This window comes from Brevundimonas sp. KH_058, assembly GCF_057838505.1.
Map to the genome: position 1 here is coordinate 2,574,914 of NZ_CM174469.1, position 20,151 is coordinate 2,595,064.

Here is a 20,151-nt window from a genome sequence, read left to right on the forward strand (position 1 = left end):
CGCCGTGGCTGCTGCATTTCACGCGCGGTTTTCCCGGATCGCGCGTCATGGGAAACACTGAATGACTGACGTCGCCCACGATCTCGCCATCAACGGTCAGATCGCTTCCGCCACCTCGTTCACCGGCAAGAAGCGCATCCGCAAATCCTTCGGGCGTATCCCCGAAGCGGTGGCGATGCCCAACCTGATCGAGGTCCAGCGCGCCTCCTACGAACAGTTCCTGCAGCGTGAGGTCCGTCCGGGCGTCCGCAAGGAGCAGGGCATCGAGGCGGTCTTCAAGTCGGTGTTCCCGATCAAGGACTTCAACGAACGCGCCATCCTGGAATACGTCTCGTACGAGTTCGAAGAGCCGAAGTACGACGTCGAGGAGTGCATCCAGCGCGACATGACCTATGCCGCGCCGCTGAAGGTCAAGCTGCGCCTGATCGTGTTCGAGACCGACGAGGAAACGGGAGCCCGTTCGGTCAAGGACATCAAGGAGCAGGACGTCTACATGGGCGACATCCCGCTCATGACGGACAAGGGCACCTTCATCGTCAACGGCACCGAGCGCGTGATCGTCTCGCAGATGCACCGTTCGCCGGGCGTCTTCTTCGACCACGACAAGGGCAAGACGCACAGCTCGGGCAAGCTGCTGTTCGCCGCCCGCGTGATCCCGTATCGTGGTTCGTGGCTCGACTTCGAGTTCGACGCCAAGGACGTGGTCTATGTCCGCATCGACCGCCGCCGCAAGCTGCCGGCCACGACCTTCCTGATGGGTCTGGGCATGGACGGCGAAGAAATCCTGAAGACCTTCTACGAGACCGTGCCTTATGAGAAGCGCGGCGAGGGCTGGGTCACGCCGTACAAGGCCGAGCGCTGGCGCGGTGTTAAGCCGGAGTTCGACCTGGTCGACGCCGACACCGGCGAAGTGATCGCCCAGGCCGGTCAGAAGATCAGCGCGCGCGCCGCCAAGAAGCTGGGCGACACCACGACGTCGCTGTCGCTGGCCGCCGACGCCCTGGTCACCAAATATCTGGCCAATGACGCCGTCAACTTCGAGACCGGCGAGATCTTCGCCGAGGCCGGCGACGAGCTGGACGCCCCGACCATCGAAGTGCTGGAGCAAAACGGCTTCACCACCATCGAGGTGCTGGACATCGACCACGTCACGGTCGGCGCCTACATGCGCAACACCCTGCGGGTGGACAAGAACGACAACCGCGAGGACGCCCTGTTCGACGTCTATCGCGTGATGCGTCCGGGCGAGCCGCCCACCCCCGAAGCCGCCGAGAACATGTTCAACTCGCTGTTCTTCGACAGCGAACGCTATGACCTGTCGGCCGTCGGCCGGGTCAAGATGAACATGCGCCTGGAGACCCCCGAGGTTTCCGACGAGATCCGCGTCCTGCGCAAGGACGACGTGCTGAAGGTGCTGCAGATCCTGGTCGGCCTGAAGGACGGCCGCGGCGAGATCGACGACATCGACAACCTGGGCAACCGCCGGGTCCGTTCGGTCGGCGAACTGCTGGAAAACCAGTACCGCGTCGGCCTGCTGCGGATGGAGCGCGCCATCAAGGAGCGCATGTCCTCGGTCGATATCGACACGGTTATGCCGCACGACCTGATCAACGCCAAGCCGGCCGCCGCTGCGGTTCGCGAGTTCTTCGGTTCATCGCAGCTGTCGCAGTTCATGGACCAGACGAACCCGCTGTCGGAAATCACCCACAAGCGTCGCCTTTCGGCGCTTGGCCCGGGCGGTCTGACGCGTGAGCGCGCGGGCTTCGAAGTCCGCGACGTCCACCCGACCCACTACGGCCGCATCTGCCCGATCGAAACGCCGGAAGGCCCGAACATCGGCCTGATCAACTCGCTGGCCACCCACGCGCGCGTCAACAAGTACGGCTTCATCGAGAGCCCGTACCGTCGCGTGAAGGACGGCGTGGCCCAGAACGAGGTGGTCTACATCTCGGCCATGGAAGAGTCGAAATACACGATCGCCCAGGCCAACATCGAACTGAAGAACGGCAGCATCGTCGAGGACCTGGTCCCCGGCCGTATCAACGGTGAATCCCAACTGCTGAACCGCGACGCCGTGGACATGATGGACGTGTCGCCGAAACAGGTCGTTTCGGTCGCCGCCGCCCTGATCCCGTTCCTGGAAAACGATGACGCCAACCGCGCACTGATGGGCGCGAACATGCAACGTCAGGCCGTGCCTCTGGTGCAGTCGGACGCGCCGCTGGTCGGCACCGGCATGGAAGCGGTCGTGGCCGTGGACTCCGGCGCCGTCGTGGTCGCCCGTCGTGAAGGCGTCGTCGAACAGATCGACGGCACCCGGATCGTCGTGCGCGCCACCGGCGACGTGGACGCCGCCCGTTCGGGCGTGGACATCTACCGCCTGTCGAAGTTCCAGCGTTCGAACCAGTCGACCTGCATCAACCAGCGCCCGATCGTGCGCGTGGGCGATCAGGTCAAGGCTGGCGACGTCATCGCCGACGGCCCGTCGACGGACCTGGGCGAACTGGCCCTGGGCCGCAACGCCCTCGTCGCCTTCATGCCCTGGAACGGCTACAACTTCGAAGACTCCATCCTGATCTCGGAGCGCATCGTGCGCGACGACGTCTTCACCTCTATCCACCTCGAAGAGTTCGAAGTGATGGCGCGTGATACGAAGTTGGGCCCGGAAGAAATCACCCGCGACATCCCCAACGTCGGCGAAGAAGCCCTGCGCAACCTCGACGAAGCGGGCATCGTGGCCATCGGCGCCGAAGTCCAGCCGGGCGACATCCTGGTCGGCAAGGTCACGCCGAAGGGCGAAAGCCCGATGACCCCGGAAGAGAAGCTGCTGCGCGCCATCTTCGGCGAGAAGGCATCGGACGTACGCGACACCAGCCTGCGCCTGCCGCCCGGCGTCGCCGGCACGATCGTGGACGTTCGCGTCTTTAACCGTCACGGCGTCGACAAGGACGAGCGCGCCATGGCGATCGAACGCGCCGAGATCGAACGCCTGGGCAAGGACCGCGACGACGAGCTCAAGATCCTTGAGCGCAACGTCTATGGCCGCCTGAAGCCGCTGATCGTGGGCAAGAACGCCGTGTCGGGGCCCAAGGGCATCGGCCGTGGCGAGCTGACCGACGAGAAGCTGGCCGAGGTCAGCCGTGGTCTGTGGTGGCAGATCGCCCTGGACGACGAGAAGGCCATGGGAGAGCTGGAGGCGATGAAGCGCCAGTTCGAAGACGCTCGCAAGCAACTGGACCGTCGTTTCGAAGACAAGGTCGAGAAGCTGCAACGCGGCGACGAACTGCCCCCCGGCGTGATGAAGATGGTCAAGGTCTTCGTGGCCGTGAAGCGCAAGCTTCAGCCCGGCGACAAGATGGCCGGCCGTCACGGAAACAAGGGCGTCATTTCCAAGATCCTGCCGATCGAGGACATGCCGCACCTGGAAGACGGCACCCACGTGGACGTCGTTCTGAACCCGCTGGGCGTGCCTTCGCGCATGAACATCGGCCAGATCTTCGAAACCCACCTGGGTTGGGCCGCAGCCGGCCTGGGCAAGCAGATCTCCGGTCTGCTGGAAGCCTGGCAGGGTGGTGGTCAGAAGCAGGCCCTGATCGATCGTCTGACGCATATCTACGGCCCGGAAACCCCGTTGCCGCAGGATGAGGAAGAGCTGATCGAACTGGCGAAGAACCTGTCCAAGGGCGTGCCTTTCGCGACCCCGGTCTTCGACGGTGCGCACATCGGCGACATCGAACGCCTGCTGGAAGAAGCGGGGCTGAACAAGTCGGCCCAGTCGATCCTGTACGACGGTCAAACGGGTGAGCAGTTCAAGCGTCCGGTCACGGTCGGCTACATCTACATGCTGAAGCTGCACCACCTGGTCGACGACAAGATCCACGCCCGCTCCATCGGCCCGTACTCGCTCGTCACCCAGCAACCGCTGGGCGGCAAGGCGCAGTTCGGCGGTCAGCGCTTCGGGGAAATGGAGGTCTGGGCTCTGGAAGCCTACGGCGCCGCCTACACCCTGCAGGAGATGCTGACGGTTAAGTCCGACGACGTGGCCGGACGGACCAAGGTCTACGAGGCCATCGTCCGCGGCGACGACAGCTTCGAGGCCGGCATTCCCGAGAGCTTCAACGTGCTCATCAAGGAAATGCGTTCGCTGGGTCTGAACGTGGAGCTGGGGAACAGCTGAGGCGTGATGGGTGAATCGTGAATCGTGACTGGGTTCAGCCCTCACGATTCACGGTTCACGATTCACGGTTCCGCTCTCCCCCTCTGAATAATTTTCGCGGCCCACGCCGCAGAAGGAAAACAAGATGAACCAGGAAGTCCTGAACATCTTCAACCCGGTCCCGGTCACCCCGACCTTCGACCAGATCAAGATCGCTCTGGCCTCGCCGGAGAAGATCCGCTCGTGGTCGTTCGGCGAGATCAAGAAGCCGGAAACCATCAACTACCGCACGTTCAAGCCTGAGCGTGACGGCCTGTTCTGCGCGCGTATCTTTGGCCCGACCAAGGACTACGAATGCCTGTGCGGCAAGTACAAGCGCATGAAGTACAAGGGCATCATCTGCGAGAAGTGCGGCGTTGAAGTCACGCTGGCCCGCGTTCGCCGCGAGCGCATGGGTCACATCGACCTGGCCGCCCCGGTCGCCCACATCTGGTTCCTGAAGTCGCTGCCGTCGCGCATCTCGCTGATGCTGGACATGGCGCTGAAGGATGTGGAACGCGTCCTGTATTTCGAGAACTACATCGTTACCGAGCCGGGCCTGACCCCGCTGAAGCAGAACCAACTGCTGACGGAAGACGAGTTCTATCGCTATCAGGAAGATTTCGGCGATGACGGCTTCACCGCCGAGATCGGCGCCGAGGCCGTCCGCAACCTGCTGATGGGCATCGACCTGCACGCCGAGGCTGAAAAGCACCGTGGCGAGCTGGCGGACAGCCCGTCGGAAATGAAGGCCAAGAAGGCGTCCAAGCGCCTGAAGCTGATCGAGGCCTTCCTGGAATCGGGCAACAAGCCCGAGTGGATGATCCTGACCATCGTGCCGGTCATCCCGCCGGAACTGCGTCCGCTGGTTCCGCTGGACGGCGGTCGTTTCGCGACCTCCGACCTGAACGACCTGTATCGCCGCGTGATCAACCGCAACAACCGCCTGAAGCGCCTGATGGAGCTCCGCGCGCCGGACATCATCATCCGCAACGAAAAGCGGATGCTGCAAGAGTCCGTCGATGCGCTGTTCGACAACGGCCGTCGCGGTCGCGTCATCACGGGCGCCAACAAGCGTCCGCTGAAGTCGCTGGCCGACATGCTGAAGGGCAAGCAAGGCCGCTTCCGTCAGAACCTTCTGGGCAAGCGCGTCGACTATTCGGGCCGTTCGGTCATCACCGTGGGACCGGAACTGAAGCTGCACGAGTGCGGCCTGCCCAAGAAGATGGCGCTGGAGCTGTTCAAGCCGTTCATCTATGCGCGCCTTGACGCCAAGGGCCTGTCGGGCACCGTCAAGCAATCCAAGCGCATGGTCGAGCGCGAGCAGCCCGCCGTCTGGGACATTCTGGACGAGGTCATCCGCGAGCACCCGGTCCTGCTGAACCGTGCGCCGACGCTTCACCGTCTGGGCATCCAGGCGTTCGAGCCGAAGCTGATCGAGGGCAAGGCCATCCGCCTGCACCCGCTGGTCTGTACGGCGTTCAACGCCGACTTCGACGGCGACCAGATGGCCGTTCACGTCCCGCTGAGCCTTGAGGCCCAGCTGGAAGCGCGCGTCCTGATGATGTCGACGAACAACATCCTGTCGCCCGCCAACGGCAAGCCGATCATCGTGCCGTCGCAGGACATCGTCCTGGGCCTGTACTATCTGTCGCTGGTCAAGGACGGCGAGCCGGGTGAAGGCAAGCTGTTCGCCAACATCGGCGAGATCGACGCTGCGCTGGACGCCAAGGTCGTCACCCTGCACACGCGCATCAAGGCGCGCTGGACGGAACAGGACGCCGAAGGCAAGGAGATCACCAAGGTGATCGACACCACGCCGGGCCGGATGAAGCTGGCGGCCCTGCTGCCGCGCAACCCGAACGTCGGCTATCGCCTGCTCGAAAAGAACCTGACCAAGAAGGAAATCGGCAATCTGATCGACGTGGTCTATCGCCACTGCGGTCAGAAGGCGACGGTGATCTTCGCCGACCAGATGATGGGCCTGGGCTTCCGCGAAGCCGCCAAGGCCGGCATTTCGTTCGGCAAGGACGACATCGTGATCCCGGCCAAGAAGGTCGAGCTGGTCGCCGAGACCCGCACCCAGGTCGAGGAGTACGAACAACAGTACGCCGACGGTCTGATCACGCGCGGCGAGAAGTACAACAAGGTGGTCGACGCCTGGTCCAAGGCTACGGACCGGATCGCCGACGCCATGATGGCCGAGATCGCGCAACCGCGCGTGCTGATCGAGGGTGAAAACCCCGACATCAACTCGGTCTTCATGATGGCCAACTCCGGCGCCCGTGGTTCGCAGGCGCAGATGAAGCAGCTGGGCGGCATGCGCGGCCTGATGGCCAAGCCGTCCGGCGAGATCATCGAGACGCCGATCACCTCAAACTTCAAGGAAGGCCTGACCGTCCTTGAATACTTCAACTCCACCCACGGCGCCCGTAAGGGTCTGGCCGACACCGCGCTGAAGACCGCCAACTCGGGTTACCTGACCCGCCGTCTGGTGGACGTGGCGCAGGACAGCATCGTCACCGAGATCGACTGTGGCTCGACGCGCGGCATCACGCTGCGGGCGGTCATGGAAGGCGGTGACGTGCTTGTCTCGCTGGGCGCGCGCATCCTGGGTCGCTATGCGGCCGAGGACATCAAGGAGCCGGGCACCGATAACGTCCTGTTCCCCGCCGACACCTATCTGGTGGAAGAAGTCGCCGAAGTCGTCGAGTCGGCGGGCGTCCAGTCGGTCAAGGTCCGTTCGGGCCTGACCTGCGAGGCGGAAGCCGGCATCTGCGCCCACTGCTACGGGCGTGACCTGGCGCGCGGCACCAACGTCAACATCGGCGAAGCGGTCGGCGTCATCGCCGCCCAGTCGATCGGCGAGCCGGGCACCCAGCTGACCATGCGTACCTTCCACATCGGCGGTACGGCGCAGGTTGCGGAAACCTCCTTCATGGAGGCGACCAACGCCGGCGTGGCCAAGATCACCGGTCCGACCGTCATCGCCGCCCACGGCGATCTGGTCTCCATGAGCCGCAACGTCATCGTGACCGTGGTCGTGGACGGCAAGGATCGCGAGACGCACAAGGCTCCTTACGGCGCCCGCATCCGCGTCAAGGAAGGCAGCGAGGTCAAGAAGAACCAACGTCTGGCGGAGTGGGACCCCTACACCACCCCGATCCTGACGGAAGTCGGCGGCATCATCCGCTTCGAGGATCTGGTCGAAGGCCTGTCGGTCAAGGAAGAAACCGACGAAGCGACGGGCATCGCCCAGCGCGTCGTCAGCGACTGGCGCGCCAGCCCGCGTGGTTCGGACCTGCGTCCGGCCATGGGCGTCACCCTGGGTGACGGCTACGCCAAGCTGGCCTCGGGCTCAGACGCCCGTTACCTGCTGCCCGTGGGCGCGGTTCTGTCCGTGTCGAACGGCGACGAGGTCAAGCCGGGCGAGATCATCGCCCGCGTCCCGACCGAAGGCGCGAAGACCCGTGACATCACCGGCGGTCTGCCGCGCGTCGCCGAACTGTTCGAAGCTCGCCGTCCCAAGGACTGCGCGGTCATCGCCGAGATGGATGGTCGCGTCGAATTCGGTCGCGACTACAAGAACAAGCGCCGCATCAAGATCACGCCGGAAGTCAACGCCGACGGCGTGCAGGGCGAGCCGGTCGAGTTCCTGATCCCGAAGGGCAAGTATATCTCCGTTCAGGACGGCGATCTGATCCAGAAGGGCGACTACATCATCGACGGCAACCCGGATCCGCACGACCTGCTGCGCATCCAGGGCGTCGAGGCGCTGGCCGAGTATCTGGTGAACGAAGTGCAGGAGGTCTATCGACTGCAAGGCGTGCCGATCAACGACAAGCACATCGAAGTCATCGTGCGTCAGATGCTGCAGAAGGTCGAAGTGCTGGATTCGGGTGAAACCACCCTGATCCGCGGCGACACCGTCGAAGTCGCCGAAGCCGTTCTGGAAAACCAGAAGGTCGAGAAGCGTGGCGGCCGTCTGGCCACCACCCAGCCCGTCCTGCTGGGCATCACCAAGGCGTCGCTGCAGACCCGCAGCTTCATCTCGGCGGCGTCGTTCCAGGAGACCACCCGCGTCCTCACCGACGCCTCGGTCCACGGCAAGAAGGACATGCTGGAAGGCCTGAAGGAAAACGTCATCGTCGGCCGTCTGATCCCGGCCGGTACGGGCGCTTACCTGCGCGCCCTGCAGAAGATCGCCAACGATCGCGACGCAGAGCTGACCTCGGCCCGCGAAGATGCGATCGAGCCGTTGCCGGCCGATCTGCAACTGGAGCTGGAGAGCAGCGAAAGCTGATCTCCGTTTCGGAAGCGAAGATATGAAGGGGGCGGCGCCGGCGACGGCGCCGCCCTTTTTCTATTGCTGACGGCGACGTTCGCCCCGGTTGATCGTCGTTTCTGCGCCCTGGCGCATGTCCACGCCGGGAACGTCAGGTAGTTGGGCGCCTGCGCAGCCCGTGCCGAAGTTCGAGCCGACGCAGTCCGCCGGGCCGACCACGCCTACGCCGCCGGACAGCGGACGGCGCTGCGCCTCCCACTGGGCCAGACGACGCGCACCCTCGCGGGCGAAGGCGGCGTCGCGCTCGGGATTGCCGGTGCCGGTGATCGGGGCGGCGTTCAGGCCGCGCCGCATGGCGTCCTCGCGACAGTTTGCGCGCTCGGCGGCGTTGAGCTGTTGGGGCGCGGAGCAGCCGATCAGGCCCTGACGTAGGGTGCGGGCCATGGCGTTCGAGCGATCGTTCGGATTGACCGTCCAGGCGTCGGGCGGGGCCGGGACGCCCTGGGGCGAGGGCGCAGCGATCCTGGGGCGAAGGGGGGCGGGGCGGACATCCTGAGGCGTCTCCGGGCGCGCAGAGGGGGCGGCGACGACCTCGCGGGCGTTGCGAGGCGTCGTCGTGGCGTCGCTGGCGAGCGGCGTCTGAACCGGGATGCGCGGCTGCTCGTCGGGCAGGAGAAGACGCGGGGTGATCTCGACATAGATCGGCGGTGGCTCCGCGACGACGGCGGGCCTCTTGATGCCGGGGGCCGTGAACGACAGGAAGGCGATCAGGGCCGTGTTGATGGCGACCGAGGCCGTCGCCAGTCCAGCCTTGCGCCAGTCGGGCCGTCCGGGGCGGGGCAGGGGCAGGGCGGTCATTCGCGACGCTTTCTGAGATTGGGCAGGAAGCCTTCCCGCGAAGAGAATAGCTCGACTTGCACATTCACGCCTTCACAACCGGCGACCGGATTGGGGCGTTCGCACGGCGGATCGCCACGGGTCGGCATGGCGCGCTGCGCCTCCCACGCGGCAAGACGGCGCGCGCCGTGCCGGGCGAAGGTCGCGGCCTGACCGAATCGTTTGGCGCCAAGGGTGTCGTTGCGCGATCTACGAAGGCGGACGGTTCTCGCTCGGCGTCGGCAATCGTTTGCGGCGGGCGCGCCAGCCGTGGCCAGGCCTCGTCGAGATAGACGATCATCGGTTCGCTTCGCAGCGGCCGATTGCGCGGACCGAGGTCGGTCAGGGACAGCAAGGCGATCGCGCCGGCGTTGAGGCCCACAGCGGTCGCCGCAAGCCCGGCTTTGCGCCAGTCCAGCCGTACCTGTCCCGTTCGACTGATCGCAGTCGCGGTCATCGCCACTCGCCCCTCCGTTCGGATCAAGCTGGACGCGAAGCGTGGCAGGTTTCAGGCAACTTGCGGTTCTATTGGCGATGGCCGAGCGCAAAGGGCGGACTTGCCAACGGCGAGGTGTTAACGCCGCCTTCTTGACCTTGGCCCCTATCGCGCGTAGAAGCCGCCCACTTTCGAGGCGTGGCCGGTTCGCCGGTTGCTGAGATCGTGACAACTTAACGGACGGCCTGTGCGCCGCCGGAACGCCCAAAGCGCGCGTTCCGGTTTTTCTGTTTGTCGTTACGGCATCAGTCTCGATGACACCCGGGCGAGGGGATGGTCCCCCGTTCACAAGAAGGCGAGAGGCGCTTCGGTCGAAAGACACACGCCTCCATCAGAAGTCGAGATAAGTTTCGAATGCCTACGATCAACCAACTGATCCGCAAGCCGCGCAAGCCCAAGCCCACCCGCAACAAGGTGCCGGCTCTGGAGGGTTCGCCCCAGCGTCGCGGCGTCTGCACCCGCGTCTACACCACGACCCCGAAGAAGCCGAACTCGGCTCTGCGTAAGGTCGCCAAGGTCCGTCTGGCCAAGAACGGCTATGAAGCCGTTTGCTACATCCCCGGTGAAGGCCACAACCTTCAGGAACACTCGGTTGTTCTGATCCGCGGCGGCCGCGTGAAGGACTTGCCCGGCGTTCGCTACCACATCCTGCGCGGCGTGCTCGACACGCAAGGCGTCAAGGACCGCAAGCAGCGTCGTTCGCACTACGGCGCCAAGCGTCCGAAGTAAGCCATTCCTCTCCGGGCCGTCGCGCCCGGAGACCTTTTCGAGATCTTCCCGGCGAGCGCCGGGCACTGCAAGGAATAACCTATGTCGCGTCGTCACCGCGCCCAGAAGCGTGAAGTTCTGCCGGATCCCAAGTTCGGGGATCTGATCGTCACCAAGTTCATGAACTACGTCATGTACGAAGGTAAGAAGGCCGTCGCCGAAAACATCGTCTACGGCGCCTTCGACATCCTGGCCGACAAGAAGAAAGACCAGGAGCCGGTCGCGACCTTCCACGCCGCCTTGGACAACGTCGCCCCGTCGGTCGAAGTTCGTTCGCGTCGTGTCGGCGGCGCCACCTATCAGGTGCCCGTCGAAGTTCGTCCCGAGCGCCGTCGCGCCCTGGCGATCCGCTGGCTGGTCAATGCTGCGCGCAAGCGTGGCGAGAACACCATGACGGAAAAGCTGGCCGCCGAGCTGCTGGACGCCTCGAACAACCGCGGCACCGCGGTCAAGAAGCGCGAAGACACCCACAAGATGGCCGAAGCCAACCGCGCCTTCAGCCACTATCGCTGGTAAGCGTCTTAAAAGCGCCAACTGCGGTCACTATCTAAGACTATCCGGCGCGGGCGGTTTGAGCTAAATCGCCCGCGCTCGCTTATCCGCACAGACAGACTTCCCGAGGGCGCCGTCCGCGTCCTGAAAACATTCCCAAAGGGCGCCGGCGGCGCCCGAAATTCTTGGCAAGGCACGCTTTCATGGCACGTACGCACGCGCTCAAGGACTACCGCAACTTCGGCATCATGGCCCACATCGACGCGGGCAAGACGACGACGACCGAGCGGATCCTGTATTACACCGGCAAGAACCATAAGATCGGCGAAGTCCACGACGGCGCCGCGACCATGGACTGGATGGACCAGGAGCAGGAGCGCGGCATCACGATCACGTCCGCCGCGACGACCGCTTTCTGGAAAGAAAAGCGCCTCAACATCATCGATACCCCCGGCCACGTGGACTTCACCATTGAAGTCGAACGTTCGCTGCGCGTGCTCGACGGCGCCGTGACGGTGCTGGACGGCAACGCCGGCGTCGAGCCGCAGACCGAAACCGTCTGGCGCCAGGCCGACAAATATTCGGTGCCGCGCATCGTCTTCGTCAACAAGATGGACAAGATCGGCGCCGATTTCGACGCCTCGGTCCAGTCGATCCGCGACCGCCTGGGCGCCAAGGCCGTGCCGATCCAGTTCCCGATCGGCGCCGAGTCCTCGCTGACCGGCCTGGTCGATATCGTCGAGATGCGTTCGGTCGTCTGGGACAACGACGCCCTGGGCGCCAACTTCACCGTCGGCGAAATCCCGGCTGACCTGGTCGACAAGGCCAACGAAGCCCGCCAGTACCTGATCGACAACGCCGTCGAGCTGGACGACGAGGCGATGGAAGCCTACCTCGAAGGCACCGAGCCTTCGGTCGAAGTGCTGAAGAAGTGCATCCGCAAGGCCGTGCTGACCGGCGCCTTCTATCCGATCCTGTGCGGCTCGGCCTTCAAGAACAAGGGCGTGCAGACGCTGCTGGACGCCGTCGTCGACTATCTGCCGTCGCCGCTGGACATCCCGCCGACGCCGGGCATCGACTTCAAGACGGAAGAGCCCGTCGTGCGTAAGGCGTCGGACGACGAGCCCCTGTCGGTCCTGGCCTTCAAGATCATGGACGACCCCTTCGTCGGCTCGCTGACCTTCTGCCGCCTGTACTCGGGCAAGATGGAAACGGGCATGAGCCTGCTGAACTCCAGCCGCGACAAGAAAGAGCGCGTCGGCCGGATGCTGCAGATGCACTCCAACAACCGTGAAGACGTCAAGGAAGCCTACGCCGGCGACATCGTCGCCCTGGCCGGCCTCAAGGACACCCGCACCGGGGACACCCTGTGCGATCCGCTGAAGTCGCCCGTCATCCTGGAGAAGATGGAGTTCCCGGCCCCGGTCATCGAGATCTCGGTCGAGCCCAAGACCAAGGCCGACCAGGAGAAACTGGGCGTCGCCCTGGCCAAGCTGGCTTCGGAAGATCCGTCCTTCACCGTCTCGACCGACCACGAGTCGGGCCAGACGATCCTGAAGGGCATGGGCGAGCTTCACCTGGACATCAAGATCGACATTCTGAAGCGCACCTACAAGGTCGAGGCCACCATCGGCGCGCCGCAAGTCGCCTATCGTGAATCGTTGGGCCGCAAGGTCGACATCGACTACACGCACAAGAAGCAAACCGGCGGTACGGGCCAGTTCGCCCGCGTCATGCTGACCTTCGAACCCGGCGAGCCGGGCTCGGGCTTCGTGTTCGAGAACTCGATCGTCGGCGGCGCCGTGCCGAAGGAATACATTCCCGGCGTCGAAAAGGGCCTGAACTCCATCAAGGACTCGGGTCTGCTGGCGGGCTTCCCGCTGATCGACTTCAAGGCGACCCTGACGGACGGCAAATACCACGACGTCGACTCCAGCGTGCTGGCGTTCGAAATCGCGGCCCGCGCCGCCTTCCGCGAACTGAAGGAAAAGGGCGCGCCGAAGCTGCTCGAGCCGATCATGGCGGTCGAGGTCGTGACCCCCGAGGAATACCTCGGCTCGGTCATCGGCGACCTGAACGGCCGTCGCGGCATGATCCAGGGTCAGGACATGCGCGGCAACGCCACCGTCGTGAACGCCTTCGTGCCGCTGGCCAACATGTTCGGCTATGTGAACACGCTGCGCGGCATGTCGCAGGGTCGCGCCCAGTTCACGATGCAATACGATCACTACGAGCCGGTGCCGCAACACGTCGCCGACGAAGTGATCAAGAAGTACGCCTAAGCTTTCCCTTTTCGGAAAGCGGACCTATATGCGCCCGGACCGTAAGGACCGGGCGTCCTTAACCCCCAAACTGCAGGAACCCCGGTTCGGGGACCTTAGGAGCTAGAAAATGGCCAAGGAAAAGTTCGAACGGAACAAGCCGCACTGCAACATCGGCACGATTGGTCACGTTGACCACGGCAAGACGACGTTGACGGCAGCGATCACGATGGCTCTGGCCAAGGCGAGCGGCGGCAAGGCGATGAACTACGCCGACATCGACGCAGCGCCGGAAGAAAAGGCTCGCGGCATCACGATCAACACCGCGCACGTGGAATATGAGACGGCCAACCGTCACTATGCGCACGTCGACTGCCCCGGCCACGCCGACTATGTGAAGAACATGATCACCGGCGCCGCCCAGATGGACGGCGCGATCCTGGTGGTTTCGGCCGCCGACGGCCCGATGCCGCAGACGCGCGAGCACATCCTGCTGGCCCGTCAGGTCGGCGTGCCGGCCCTGGTGGTCTTCATGAACAAGGTCGACCTGGTCGACGACGAAGAACTGCTGGAACTGGTCGAGATGGAAGTGCGCGAGCTGCTGAGCAGCTACCAGTTCCCCGGCGACGACATTCCGATCACCAAGGGTTCGGCCAAGGCCGCGACCGACGGCGTGAACCCGGAAATCGGCGAACAGCGCGTGCTGGAGCTGATGCAGACTGTGGACGACTACATCCCGCAGCCGGCGCGTCCGCTGGACCTGCCGTTCCTGATGCCGGTCGAAGACGTGTTCTCGATCTCGGGCCGCGGCACCGTGGTCACGGGCCGCGTCGAGAAGGGCATCGTCAAGGTCGGTGAAGAAGTCGAGATCGTCGGCATCCGTCCGGTCCAGAAGACGACCTGCACGGGCGTGGAAATGTTCCGCAAGCTGCTGGACCAGGGTCAAGCCGGCGACAACGTCGGCGTTCTGCTGCGCGGCACCAAGCGTGAAGACGTCGAGCGCGGCCAGGTGCTGTGCAAGCCGGGCTCCATCACCCCGCACACCAAGTTCCTGGCCGAAGCCTACATCCTGACCAAGGAAGAAGGCGGTCGTCACACGCCGTTCTTCACAAACTATCGCCCGCAGTTCTACTTCCGCACGACGGACGTGACCGGCATCGTTCACCTGAAGGAAGGCGTCGAGATGATCATGCCCGGCGACAACGCCGAGCTGAACGTCGAACTGATCACCCCGATCGCCATGGACCAGGGCCTGCGCTTCGCCATCCGTGAAGGCGGCCGCACCGTCGGCGCCGGCGTCGTCGCCAAGATCGTCGAGTAGCAAGACACATCCTTTTGGCCTGACGCGCTCACGCGCTGCTTGAGGCCAAGAGACACAGTAAGCGTAACAGAGCGGCTCTCGGAGAAATCCGGGGGCCGTTTTGGTGTGTCCTGTTCATCCACGTCATCCTCGGGCTTGACCCGAGGACCGAGCGGTCCGCCGTATTGCTTCAACGGTGGCGCACAGCCCGATCAACATCCGATCCTCGGGTCGAGCCCGAGGATGACGGAGGTGAGGCAGGAAACGTCGCCTGCGTTCAGGCGTTAGGGTCTTCTGCCGAACAGCCAAGGTTCACGATGCGTCTAATCTCGTTGCTTGCGTGCCTTGTGGCCTTGTCGGCCTGCGCGACCCATCCCGGCAAGGTCGATCATGTCCGGTTCGCTAGTGATGCGAAGACGGTGCTGGCGACGACGGAGGATGGGGCGGTGCGCGGCTTGGACGGGGCGGGGACGCGGGTGTTTCTGGGCGTGCCGTTCGCTGCGCCGCCGGTTGGGGATCGGCGCTGGCGGGCGCCGCAGCCGGTGGAGGCGTGGAGCGGAGTTCGGGATGCGACGCGGATCGCCAAGGACTGCACCCAGGCCATCGGGCGACGCTCGATCCTGGGCGGCGGCGGCGGGATCGTGGTGGGGTCCGAGGACTGTCTTTACCTGAACATCTATGCGCCCGGCGGGCAGGCGGCCAAGGCCCTGCCGGTGATGGTCTATATCCCTGGCGGAGCCTTCACCGTGGGGTCGGGGGCCAACTATGACCCGTCGAAACTGGCGCGCGACCAAGGGCGGGTGGTCGTGACGATGAACTATCGGCTGGGCGCGCTGGGGTGGCTGGCCCATCCGGGGTTTCAGGCTGAGGGCGAGGGTTTTGGCGGCAACTTTGGCTTGATGGATCAGCAAGCGGCGCTGCAGTGGGTCCGTCGCAACATCGCGGCCTTCGGCGGCGATCCAGGAAACGTGACCCTGTTCGCCGAGAGCGCGGGGGCGTGGACGGCCTGTTACCTGATGACCTCGCCGCAATCCGAGGGGCTGTATCAACGGGTGATCATGCAGAGCGGCGGGTGCCTGGAGCCGTCGTCGCTGGTCAGTGCGCAGGATGCGGCCCAGTCGGGGCCGATGTTCGCCGAGCGGCTGGGCTGCACGGGCGAGGACCAGGTCGCCTGCCTGAAGGCCTTGCCGGCGTGGCGGCTGTCGCGGGCGGCCTCGCTGAGGGCGGGCATCAATGGGCCGGGGTCGTGGGGGCCGGTGCATACGGATGCGACCGTGCCGGAAAACCCGGCGGCAGCGGTCCGCGAGGGACGGTTCACGCGCGTGCCGGTGATCGTAGGCACGAACCTGGACGAGGGGCGGCTGTTCGCCAATGAGGTGCAGGACATGGATCGCTATCGCAAGGAGACGATCTGGATGTATGGCGACCAAGGCGAGCGGGTGCTGGCACGCTATCCGGTCGGGGAGGACGGTCCGGCCTACGCCATCGCCACCAACTTCACCGACCAGAGGTTCGCCTGTCCATCACAGGCGCTGAGGCGGGTGTTGGCGCAGCATGTGCCGGTGTGGGGCTATGAGTTCGCGGATCGAGGGGCGCCGTTCGTCTTGCCGGACTGGATCGTGGGTCTGGACCTGGGAGCTTATCACGCAAGCGAACTGGCCTATGTGTTCGGGACCAGTTGGGTGTTTGCGGACGTGAAGAAGTTCACGCCGGAGCAGAAGGCGTTGTCGGAACGGATGCAGCGGCTGTGGGCCGGGTTCGGCGAGGCGGACTTCGCCGCCGAATGGCCCCGCGTCGAAGGTGCGGGGCCGGTGCGGGTGTTCAAGCCAGAGGGCGATACGATGGACGACGACTTCTTCGCGCGCCACCACTGCGATTTCTGGGACGGGACGCCGTTCGGCGCGGTTCACTGACTTAGATGAAGCGGACCGTGACGCCGGGCTTGACCTTGTCGGCCAACATCCAGGCGTCCCAGTTGGTCAGGCGGACACAGCCGTGAGAGGCCGTCTTGCCGACCAAGTGCGGGTCGGGCGTGCCGTGGATGCCGTAGCTGGGCTTGTTCAGATCGATCCAAACCACGCCGACGGGATTGTTCGGGCCGGGTTTGACGATGACCTTTTCCTTGCTGTCGCCATAGCTGAGCTTTGACGGATCGTAAGTGTAGTCGGGATTTCGGGCGACGCCGTTGACCTTGACCGTGCCGGTCGGGGTCGGGTTGTCGCCGCTGCCGATGGTGGCGGGGAAATAGGCGATCAGCTTGCCGTCGGCGTCGAAGGCCTTGACCGAGCCTTCGCTCTTGTCGACGTCGATATGATCCACCTCGGCGGGCAGGGGCGTGGTGTTGATAGCTGGGACCAGCAGCGCCTGGCCGACGCGGTTGAAGTCGGCGCCGGGGTTCATGGCGCGCAGCAGCGCCTCGGTGACGTGGAAGCGTTCGGCCAGGGCCTCGACGATATTGGCGTAACCCATGTGAGCGGCCTGGCCCTGGGCCTCCAGATCCGTGGGAACGACGCCGAGATAGGGACCGGCCATGTCCTGCTGGGTGATGGCGTAGGTGGTGGTGATTGCGCCCGGACCGGCGGCGGCGCGCAGTCGGCCCATCACCTCGGCGTCGAGTTCGCCGGTCACGGTCATGGCGTTCGCCTCCTGGAAGGCGGAAATGGCCTGACGCATGTTCGAGCCCGCCAGACCGTCGATGGCGCCGGGCGAGAAGCGGGCGCGTTCAAGCAGGACCTGGGCGCGGATCAAGGCGGGTTGAGCCTGGGCTTGAGCGGCGCCGGGCTGAGGCGACTGATCGGCCTGGGGCGTCGGCTGGACGGGCGGCGTATAGGCGGTGTTCTCGATGGCGTCGCGCGAGAGAGGACCGGTCGCGCCCGCCTCGACCGCCGGGGCCTTGGTATCCTGCTCCTCTCGGGGCGAACAGGCGGACAGGGACAGGACGGCTAGGGCGGCGAGGCAGGCGGATCGGTTCATTGCGGACTTCGAGCAGTCGGGGCAGGGCAGGCGGGTGAGATCAGTTCTGTTTGCCGGTGGCGGGATCGGTCTCGGTCTCGCCGGAGTTGGACGAGCCTTCCGAGCCCTTGGGTTCGGTAGCGGGGCGCGGCGGTTCGCCGTCTTCGTCCGGGCGCAGGTTTTCGTTTTCGACGCTTTTGCTGTCGGGGCGTGGATCGGTCATGGTTGTCTCCCTTTGGATCAAGGCAACGCGCAGGGGGCGGGGCGGCTCCGTCAACGCGCGTTCACCATGCCGGTGAACCCTGATGAAACGCGCATGGGGCAGGGTGGGGTTTGGAATGGACCTTGCTGCACGGGGTTCGATGAGGATGCGTATGGCCGGAATGCTGCAGGTCGAGATCATGGACGCGGGGGCGCTGGACGCCGCCGCCGTCGCCCTGTGGCGTGCGTGGACGGACGGCAATCCTGACCTGGCCAGCCCCTATTTCCGCTGGGACTATGCCGAGATCGCGTCGCGGGTCTGTCCCGGTGCGGCGATCGCGGTGTTCAAGCGAGACGGCGAGATCGTCGGCTTTTTCCCGCATCAGCGGCGGGGCGGGGCGGTGCAGCCGTTGGGCGCGCCGATGAACGACTATCATGGGGTCATCGCGCCTGCGGGCGAGACGATCACGCTGGAGGATGTGGCGCGGCTGTTGAAAGCCAAGCGGCTGAACGTGCCCGGCTGGATCGGCGCGGGCGAGACGGGACAGGCGCGCGAGACGGTGCAGGTCGTGATGCCCGAGCCGGGATACGACGCCTGGTACGCCGAGCGGCGCTCGACCTTCGGCAAATATTTCAAGGACAAGGAGCGGGCGCGCCGCAGCCTGGAGGCCGAACTGGGGCCGATCCGTGTGGAGCGCGGCCTGCGCGATCCGGCGCTGCTGGATCATCTGATTGCGTTGAAGGCGGCGCAGTATCGGCGGTCGGGCCTGCACGACATCTTCGCCTGCGGCTGGACGCGGGATTTGCTGCACGCGCTGATGGTCGAGCCGCGCGAGGGCTTCGGCGCCTCGATGGCGTCGATGCATGCGGGCGACAAGTTGGTGGCGGTGGAGTTCTCGCTGCACGCCGGGCGGCATTACCATTTCTGGTTCCCGGTCTATGAGCCGGCGCTGGCGCGCTGTTCGCCGGGCATCCTGCTGAGCATGGACACGATGCGGCTGGCGGCGGCCGAAGGATTCCGGGTGTTCGACTTCGGGTTCGAGGGCGAGACCTACAAGAAGTATTTCGTCAACGCCCGCCAGACGGTGCGCGAGGCCGTGGTGATGCGGCCCGGCGTGACCCAGGTGCTGGGCGACATGACGGTGGCGGCGCTGAATCGCGCGGGCGGACGGGGCGAAGCGGTCAGGGCCTCGCTGCGCCGGCGCTGGGCCACCATCGAAGCCTGCGAGGCGACCCCGGTCGGGCGGTTGAGGGGGGCGGCGGTCGCAGCCCGATCCGCTGTCCAGAAGGCCGCCGCGAGGAAGAAGACGCCCGCGCGCGTCGCCCACGCTTGAGGACATGAGCATGACCGAACGCCGCACCCGCTATCCCGGTCCCATCGCCGAGGCGAAGACCCACGCCCATACGCTGATCGATCAGGGATTCGCCGAGGATGCGGCGCTGGCCGCCGTGCTGGATCGCTATCCGGCCGAGCTGTTCGACATCAACCTGTATGACTACGACGACGAGGGGCAGGTCAGTCTGCGCACCGGCGCGCGCGGGCGGCTGTCGGGCGAGGAACTGCTTGAGGCGATCAAACAGGGTCGGCTGTGGGTCAATCTGCGCGAGGTCGAGACCGGCTGGCCCGAGCTGTGGGCTGCTGCCATGAAGGATTTCGCTGCGATCCAGGCGACCTATCCGGGGATGCGGGCGGTGAGGAATGCCGGGCAGTTGATCCTGTCGTCACCCAAGGCGCGAGTGCCCTATCATTTCGACGCGGCGGGGGTGGTGCTGTTCCACCTGCGCGGGCGAAAGCGGCTGTTCGTCTATCCGGGCGACGAAGGGCATCTGCCCGAGCGCAATATGGAACAGGTGGTGGCGCGCCAGACGACCGAGGAACTGCCCTATACGATGGCGTTCGAGAACGATGCGCAGGTCATGGATCTGGAGCCGGGGCGGGCGCTGACCTGGCCGCTGTATGCGCCGCACCGGGTGGAAAATTTGGATCGATTCTGCGTCAGCCTGTCGATGGATTTCCAGACCTGGCCGTCGCGGTTCAGGAATGGCGCGCTGTTCACCAATGCGGTGATCCGCAGCCGGGGCGGCCGTCCGCGCTTCACCGATGGCATGACGACGCCGGAGCTGGCCGCGCGCTGGGCCGCGTCGCTGGCGCTGAAGAAGGCGGGGGCGATGAAGAGCAAGATCGCAAACTTCGAACGCGATTTCGAACCCGAGGTCGGGGTGGCGGATGGGGCGGGCGTCATTGGCGCCGTGCGTTAATTCGAGTTCATGACCCCGAGTTAAAATGACTTGGGCGCGGGCGGCGCGCACCTTCCCCTCACATTC

Annotated in this window: 13 protein-coding genes; 9 read left to right on the top strand and 4 right to left on the bottom strand. The window is 65.1% G+C overall.

The features are described 5' to 3' along the window. Window positions 1-61 precede the first annotated feature (61 nt). Window positions 62-4,177 (top strand): DNA-directed RNA polymerase subunit beta, encoded by a 4,116-nt coding sequence (rpoB, locus tag AC3ISA_RS12700; protein WP_346495969.1) that lies wholly within the window; start codon window positions 62-64, stop codon window positions 4,175-4,177. 124 nt (window positions 4,178-4,301) lie between these two features. Continuing rightward, on the top strand, window positions 4,302-8,498 hold the full coding sequence (gene rpoC, locus AC3ISA_RS12705; protein ID WP_489178158.1) for a DNA-directed RNA polymerase subunit beta': 4,197 nt from the start codon (window positions 4,302-4,304) through the stop codon (window positions 8,496-8,498). 60 nt (window positions 8,499-8,558) lie between these two features. On the opposite strand, the gene AC3ISA_RS12710 is transcribed toward rpoC, so the two are convergent. Both AC3ISA_RS12710 and AC3ISA_RS12715 read right to left on the bottom strand, forming a co-directional pair. Next, window positions 8,559-9,338, bottom strand: coding sequence for a hypothetical protein (locus AC3ISA_RS12710; RefSeq protein ID WP_489178159.1), 780 nt, complete (start codon window positions 9,336-9,338; stop codon window positions 8,559-8,561). A 64-nt stretch (window positions 9,339-9,402) separates the two neighbouring features. After that, window positions 9,403-9,819 carry a hypothetical protein gene (locus AC3ISA_RS12715; RefSeq protein WP_489178160.1) on the bottom strand — a complete coding sequence of 139 codons (417 nt, stop codon included), beginning with the start codon at window positions 9,817-9,819 and terminating at the stop codon, window positions 9,403-9,405. Window positions 9,820-10,206: 387 nt separating this feature from the next. On the opposite strand from AC3ISA_RS12715, the gene rpsL reads away from it, so the two are divergent. The 5 genes from rpsL (at window position 10,207) to AC3ISA_RS12740 (ending at window position 16,586) form a co-directional block, all read left to right on the top strand. Next, entirely contained in the window at window positions 10,207-10,581 is a 375-nt protein-coding gene (gene rpsL, locus AC3ISA_RS12720; protein WP_008260482.1) for a 30S ribosomal protein S12, read from the top strand. Window positions 10,582-10,662: 81 nt separating this feature from the next. Beyond that, window positions 10,663-11,136, top strand: a complete 474-nt coding sequence (gene rpsG / locus AC3ISA_RS12725; protein WP_135195309.1) for a 30S ribosomal protein S7 — start codon at window positions 10,663-10,665, stop codon at window positions 11,134-11,136. 179 nt (window positions 11,137-11,315) lie between these two features. Beyond that, window positions 11,316-13,394, top strand: a complete 2,079-nt coding sequence (gene fusA, locus AC3ISA_RS12730; RefSeq protein WP_489178161.1) for an elongation factor G — start codon at window positions 11,316-11,318, stop codon at window positions 13,392-13,394. Window positions 13,395-13,503: 109 nt separating this feature from the next. Continuing rightward, entirely contained in the window at window positions 13,504-14,694 is a 1,191-nt protein-coding gene (gene tuf, locus AC3ISA_RS12735) for an elongation factor Tu (RefSeq protein WP_135195311.1), read from the top strand. A gap of 326 nt (window positions 14,695-15,020) precedes the next feature. Further along, complete coding sequence (locus tag AC3ISA_RS12740) at window positions 15,021-16,586, top strand: carboxylesterase/lipase family protein (protein WP_489178162.1); 1,566 nt, start codon at window positions 15,021-15,023, stop codon at window positions 16,584-16,586. 1 nt (window position 16,587) lies between these two features. On the opposite strand, the gene AC3ISA_RS12745 is transcribed toward AC3ISA_RS12740, so the two are convergent. Continuing rightward, a complete protein-coding gene (locus AC3ISA_RS12745) occupies window positions 16,588-17,646 on the bottom strand; it encodes a L,D-transpeptidase family protein (RefSeq protein ID WP_489178163.1) in 1,059 nt (352 codons plus the stop codon). A 40-nt stretch (window positions 17,647-17,686) separates the two neighbouring features. Beyond that, window positions 17,687-17,848, bottom strand: coding sequence for a hypothetical protein (locus tag AC3ISA_RS12750; RefSeq protein ID WP_489178164.1), 162 nt, complete (start codon window positions 17,846-17,848; stop codon window positions 17,687-17,689). 151 nt (window positions 17,849-17,999) lie between these two features. On the opposite strand from AC3ISA_RS12750, the gene AC3ISA_RS12755 reads away from it, so the two are divergent. Both AC3ISA_RS12755 and AC3ISA_RS12760 read left to right on the top strand, forming a co-directional pair. Beyond that, window positions 18,000-19,160 (top strand): GNAT family N-acetyltransferase, encoded by a 1,161-nt coding sequence (locus tag AC3ISA_RS12755; RefSeq protein ID WP_489178165.1) that lies wholly within the window; start codon window positions 18,000-18,002, stop codon window positions 19,158-19,160. Between the two features lie 10 nt (window positions 19,161-19,170). Beyond that, window positions 19,171-20,085 (top strand): transcriptional regulator, encoded by a 915-nt coding sequence (locus AC3ISA_RS12760; RefSeq protein ID WP_489178166.1) that lies wholly within the window; start codon window positions 19,171-19,173, stop codon window positions 20,083-20,085. Window positions 20,086-20,151 lie beyond the last annotated feature (66 nt).

Bases quoted from the DNA above. Each gene is read 5' to 3' on its own strand.
- AC3ISA_RS12745 (WP_489178163.1), bottom strand. From the start codon at position 17,646: ATGAACCGATCCGCCTGCCTCGCCGCCCTAGCCGTCCTGTCCCTGTCC.
- rpsL (WP_008260482.1), top strand. From the start codon at position 10,207: ATGCCTACGATCAACCAACTGATCCGCAAGCCGCGCAAGCCCAAGCCC.
- tuf (WP_135195311.1), top strand. From the start codon at position 13,504: ATGGCCAAGGAAAAGTTCGAACGGAACAAGCCGCACTGCAACATCGGC.
- rpoB (WP_346495969.1), top strand. From the start codon at position 62: ATGACTGACGTCGCCCACGATCTCGCCATCAACGGTCAGATCGCTTCC.
- rpsG (WP_135195309.1), top strand. From the start codon at position 10,663: ATGTCGCGTCGTCACCGCGCCCAGAAGCGTGAAGTTCTGCCGGATCCC.
- fusA (WP_489178161.1), top strand. From the start codon at position 11,316: ATGGCACGTACGCACGCGCTCAAGGACTACCGCAACTTCGGCATCATG.
- AC3ISA_RS12750 (WP_489178164.1), bottom strand. From the start codon at position 17,848: ATGACCGATCCACGCCCCGACAGCAAAAGCGTCGAAAACGAAAACCTG.
- AC3ISA_RS12755 (WP_489178165.1), top strand. From the start codon at position 18,000: ATGGCCGGAATGCTGCAGGTCGAGATCATGGACGCGGGGGCGCTGGAC.
- AC3ISA_RS12760 (WP_489178166.1), top strand. From the start codon at position 19,171: ATGACCGAACGCCGCACCCGCTATCCCGGTCCCATCGCCGAGGCGAAG.
- rpoC (WP_489178158.1), top strand. From the start codon at position 4,302: ATGAACCAGGAAGTCCTGAACATCTTCAACCCGGTCCCGGTCACCCCG.
- AC3ISA_RS12710 (WP_489178159.1), bottom strand. From the start codon at position 9,338: ATGACCGCCCTGCCCCTGCCCCGCCCCGGACGGCCCGACTGGCGCAAG.